The 5,167-nt window shown below is 48.1% G+C and carries 5 protein-coding genes; 4 read left to right on the top strand and 1 reads right to left on the bottom strand.

Translation table 11 applies throughout. The annotated features are described in order from the left end of the window. Window positions 1–822, bottom strand: an 822-nt coding sequence (locus ACTHMC_RS21420) for a KUP/HAK/KT family potassium transporter (RefSeq protein WP_440416258.1), incomplete at its 3' end; no start/stop codon positions are given. 197 nt (window positions 823–1,019) lie between these two features. On the opposite strand from ACTHMC_RS21420, the gene ACTHMC_RS21415 reads away from it, so the two are divergent. From ACTHMC_RS21415 to ACTHMC_RS21400, 4 genes are all read left to right on the top strand, one after another. Next, a complete protein-coding gene (locus ACTHMC_RS21415; RefSeq protein ID WP_440416256.1) occupies window positions 1,020–2,576 on the top strand; it encodes a hypothetical protein in 1,557 nt (518 codons plus the stop codon). Window positions 2,577–2,587: 11 nt separating this feature from the next. Beyond that, window positions 2,588–3,574: a hypothetical protein gene (locus tag ACTHMC_RS21410; RefSeq protein ID WP_440416254.1), complete on the top strand. Its 987-nt coding sequence runs from the start codon at window positions 2,588–2,590 to the stop codon at window positions 3,572–3,574. A gap of 65 nt (window positions 3,575–3,639) precedes the next feature. Then, on the top strand, window positions 3,640–4,347 hold the full coding sequence (purQ, locus tag ACTHMC_RS21405) for a phosphoribosylformylglycinamidine synthase subunit PurQ (protein ID WP_440416253.1): 708 nt from the start codon (window positions 3,640–3,642) through the stop codon (window positions 4,345–4,347). A 112-nt stretch (window positions 4,348–4,459) separates the two neighbouring features. Continuing rightward, window positions 4,460–4,915 carry a protein-disulfide reductase DsbD domain-containing protein gene (locus tag ACTHMC_RS21400; RefSeq protein WP_440416252.1) on the top strand — a complete coding sequence of 152 codons (456 nt, stop codon included), beginning with the start codon at window positions 4,460–4,462 and terminating at the stop codon, window positions 4,913–4,915. The last annotated feature ends 252 nt before the right edge of the window (window positions 4,916–5,167 follow it).

The following is a 5,167-nucleotide window of genomic DNA, read 5'->3' as shown; positions in this document are numbered from 1 at the left end:
GGCCAGTTTCTGTGCGGAGATCTTTGCTCCCTCGAAATTGGCCAGCAGGTAAGCGCCCTGTCCGAGGTAGTTAATGATCAGCGCGCTCTTTACGAAGATCCAGGAACGGCGGATATTGGAGCGTCCGCAGTGACCCAGGTCGGAGTAAAGCGCTTCTGCCCCGGTGGTACAGAGGAACACCGCTCCCAGGATCCAGAATCCTTTCGGGTAGGTGGTGAGCAGCTCTATGGCGTAATAGGGACTGAATGCTTTGAAGATATGGAGGTCGTCTGAGAGGTGCACGGCCCCCAGGGTGGCCAGCATCAGGAACCAGCAGAACATGATCGGACCGAACATCTTACCGATGCTATGGGTGCCGAACTGCTGCAGGAAGAAGAGCACGGTGAGCACTCCCAGTACAATGTAAACGATGGTGGAATCCGGGATCGGTCCCAGTTCGTCGATATTGCGCAAACCCTCGATGGAGGAGGTGATGGAGATTGGCGGGGTGATCATGCCATCGGCCAGGAGGGCGGCGCCACCCAGCATGGCAGGCAGTACCAGCCATTTTTTCTGCCTTCTCACGAGCGCATACAACGAAAATATGCCGCCTTCACCCCGATTATCGGCCCGGAGGGTGAGCACCACATACTTGATGGTTGTTTGTAATGTGAGGGTCCAGATGATACAGGAGAGTGAGCCGAGGATCAGTTTTTCGGTGATTACCCTGTCACTGATGATCGCGTTAAGTACGTAAAGAGGGGAGGTTCCGATATCGCCGTAGATGATTCCTAAAGCAATGAGTAGAGTTCCTGCCGTGACTTTATTGATTTTTTTGCCCACAGTGAGTTAGCTTATCCCGTTATCAAAGGGTTTTACAAAAAATAATAGCACCTGGGTTTCTCCGGGCGCTGATGCAAAGGTATAAGCAAAAAATTGAATCCGGGGGCGGATTTTTAAAGGGTCCCCAAATGAACATAAAGTCTTAAAATTCTCCCTAAATTTTGGGTGAGGCTATCACAATGCGTAAATTGGCATATATGAATAACGGAATGAAAACCCTGTGCAGTTTGCTTGGCGTTATGCTCCTTGCAGCACTGCTCCCTCTTACTTCCCTGGCGCAGAAAATTGCCTATGCCGAACCCGAACGGGAAGATAACCGGAGAACCAATTTCGAGATCATCGGAAAGGTCGGGAACAATATCCTCGTCTTCAAGAATAACCGGACGGATAATGCCATTAGTGTGTACGACAACGATATGAAGCTCATCAACCGGGTGAAGCTGGATTATATGGATGACCGCTGGATCAATGTTGATTTCATCCCCTATGCCAACCATACCTGGATGATCTACCAGTTCCAGCGCAGGAATATCGTGTATTGCATGGGCGTAAAGCTGAATGAAGAAGCCAAGCGTCTCTCCGATCCCGTTGAGCTGGATACCACCCGCATCGGCTGGGCCGCCAATAACAAGATCTACACCACCGTATTCAGCGACGATAAACAGCAGATCATGGTGTTCAAGATCAACAGCCGCAATCCCAAAAATTTCCTCTTCACCACTTTGTTGTTCGATAGCGAGTTCCAGCTGAAAGAAAGATCACAGCTCAATCTTCCCATGGAAGAAAGAAATGATTACCTCACAGACTTCTTGCTGGATAATGAAGGTGAACTGGTGTTCGGTAAGTTCAGAAGAAGGAACAGCAACGATTATATCACCGATCTTACACTGCTGCGCAAACAGCTCAGGCAGGATACATTTGCGGTGAACGTATTGAATTCAGATGAAAAACTCCTGCTGGATGAAGTGAAAGTGAAGATCGATAATACCAACCGCCGCTACCTGTTGTCTGCTCTGTATTACAAGCAGAAGAGGGGGAATATCGAAGGGCTGTATTCAGTAGTACTGGACAAAGCAAGCGATTCCATTGTCCGCTCCAGTACCATGGTGTTCAGCGATGACCTGCGCAAGCAGGCCAAGGGCTCGGATGCCAACCTGCGACTGGCTTTCAACGATTACTTCATCAAGAATATCATCATCAAAAAAGATGGCGGTTATATCCTGGCAGCTGAATCGATGTATACCACTTCGCGTGGCGGTCCCTTCAACCGCTGGGACTATATGGGCTGGGGTAATCCCTGGAACAGTCCGATGGATTATTATTCCTGGGGATCTCCCTATTACTCTCCCTGGGGCTGGAGCCGTTACGGCAATAGCCGCTGGGGTGGGAATTCCACCCGTTATTATGCCGAAAACATCATGATCCTTTCTTTTGACAAGGACGGCAATATGGAATGGAACAATGTGATCCCCAAGAGCCAGTTTGATGATGATAATGACGACCTCATCTCCAATAATATCATGAATACAGGCGGCCAGCTGCACTTCCTTTTCAACGTGTATGAGCGCCGCACACTCATTCTGAACGACCAGAGCATCGATGCCAATGGTAAAATTACGAGGCACCCTACGTTGAAAAACCTCGACAAGGGCGTGGATTTCATGCCCAGATTGGGCAAACAAATAAGTGCAAAGAGCATGGTTATGCCTTGCCTGTACAGAAACTATATTACTTTCGCAAAAGTTGATTTCTAAACAACTTATGCGTGACAGGAACTTTTAAACAAAAGAACTCCGGCAACACCCTGGTTTTGCTGGTGTATGGTTTAATACTCAAATTCAGCATCTTCCTCCGGCCGCAGGGACCCCTGCAGCAACCAGACGACGATCACTTCCTCTACAAATGGGTGATCAGCTTCCTAGAGCCACTGCACCTCTGGCCGGGCGTGTACTCCCTGCTGGCGTTCCTGCTGCTGTACAGCCAGGCATTGCTCCTGAACAGGGTCTGTAATGCACAGAAGATGATGGCCCGCCCCAATTACCTGGTGGCTATGAGTTATATGCTCATCACATCCCTGCTGCCGGAATGGAACTATTTCTCGGCGCCGATGCTGATCAACTCCCTGCTCATCTGGTTATTCTATCGCCTCAATACACTTTACAACGCACAGAAGCCCGGATCGGTGGTATTCAATGCCGGTCTGATCATGGGGTTCATCACGCTGTTGTACCAACCAGCCATTGTATTCATCTTCTTCCTGATGGTGGCCGTGTTCATCGTAAGGCCTTTCCGGATCAAGGAATGGCTGATCGGGCTGCTGGGCGTAACGGCCCCTTACTATTTTATCGGGCTGGTACTGTACCTTACAGATCAGTGGGACTGGAAAAAGATCCAGCCGGATATTTCCTTCAGCCTGCCACCCATGCCCACTTCCGTGTTTACTACCATCAGCCTGGCCCTGCTGGTGCTGCCATTCATCATCGGCAGCCTGTTTGTACAGAACAATCTCAATAAAATGTTCATCCAGGTGCGCAAGAGCTGGAGCCTGCTCCTGGTCTGCCTGATCACCTCCATGCTCATTATAATGATCAACGGAGGCACCAATTACGTGAACTGGAGCCTGTGCGTGGTACCGCTGGCCGTGTTCCATGGGGCAGCTTATTTTTACCCCCAGCGTAATTTATTTCCGAACATTATGCATTGGCTTATATTCATATACGCCATGTACATTAATTACTGGCTGCCTGCATAACCAGCGAGTTTCTCCTTGAAATGGTTCAGGTTTCGTATCTTTGCATTCCTCAATGAATACCCATTATGAAATTTGGCGTTGTAGTTTTCCCAGGATCTAATTGTGACAGAGATATGCAGGACAGCCTGCAGAACGATCTTAACCAGGAAGTGATCATGTTGTGGCATAAGGACAAAGACCTCAGTATGTTCTCCACCGATGATTGCATCGTGCTTCCCGGAGGTTTTTCTTATGGCGATTACCTGCGCTGCGGCGCCATCGCGCGTTTCAGCCCGATGATGCAGAGCGTGATCGAATTTGCGAACAGGGGCGGTAAAGTACTGGGCGTTTGTAACGGCTTCCAGGTGCTTTGCGAGGCCAGCCTCCTCCCAGGCGTGCTCTTACGCAATGCTAACCAACAGTTTATCAGCAAGAACATCTATATGAAAGGATTGGGTTCCGATAAGGCGCTCAAGATCCCCATCGCCCATGGCGAAGGCCGTTACTACGCAGACGAAAAGACCCTGGACGCGCTGGAAGCGAACGGACAGGTGATCTACAGGTACTGCGATGAGAACGGTATCATCACTCCGTCTGCCAATCCAAACGGCGCTACCCGCAACATCGCAGGTATCAGAAATGCCAATGGAAATGTGTTCGGAATGATGCCTCACCCCGAGCGCGCAACCTCTGCTGATCTGGGTAATATCGACGGTAAAATCATTCTCAATGCCTTGTTGATAAACCCCGATGCCGCGTTGGTAAAGACTTCCGGCGAATTGGTCAACTTTTAGAGATTTGTTAGCTTTTTTTGATTGAAATTTACAGACATGATTCGCAGGGGATAAGGATTCCTCAGAAAGGGATGAAACCTTAGTGCATCTGTAAACTCTTAATTTTTGTATGATGAAAAAGTTATTTCTCTTCGGTATAGTTTGCCTGATTGGCTCTGTAGCCCTCGCTCAGTCTTCAAAAGCTGTTAAGTGGACATTCTCCTCCAAAAAAACTGCAGCCAACACTTATGAAGTGACAATGACTGCCGCCATCAATGGAGACTATCATATCTACGCCCAGAATGCCGGCGTTGAAGGTCCTCTTCCTACAACATTCACGTACACCAAAAATCCCCTGCTCACGCTGGAACCAAAGACCAAAGAAGTTGGTAAAATGGTAAAGAAGAATGAGCCTGTTTGGGGTGGTGATGTAAACTACTACGAAAAGACAGTTACTTTCGTTCAGACCGTTAAAGTAAAAGGTAAACTCAAGACCAACCTCGCTGGTAAAGTTGAGTTCATGGTTTGTAACGAAGAACAGTGTCTCCCTCCTTCCGAAGTTGAATTTTCTGTTAATATCGGCGGATAGTTTAAAAAGGCTAAACTGATCAACATATAAACGGGTTCTTTATTTATTGAAGACCCGTTTTTATTTTTTGCACCCGTATAATCCATCGTAATGAAGCAATTTATTACCCGGTCGCTCGCGTTCCTGCTATTTACGTTTTTTTCTCTGGGCGCCTGGGCACAGGACACCACCCAAATTAAGTTATCCTATTCATTTGAAAGACTGAATTACAAGGAAGTGCTTATTTCCATCAAATCTGCATTGGTTTGTGAA

This window comes from Pseudobacter sp., from assembly GCF_051955275.1.
Lineage (GTDB): Bacteria > Bacteroidota > Bacteroidia > Chitinophagales > Chitinophagaceae > Pseudobacter.
Note: the sequence above shows the minus strand (reverse complement) of the source record. Positions and strands in the feature narration are given on the sequence as shown.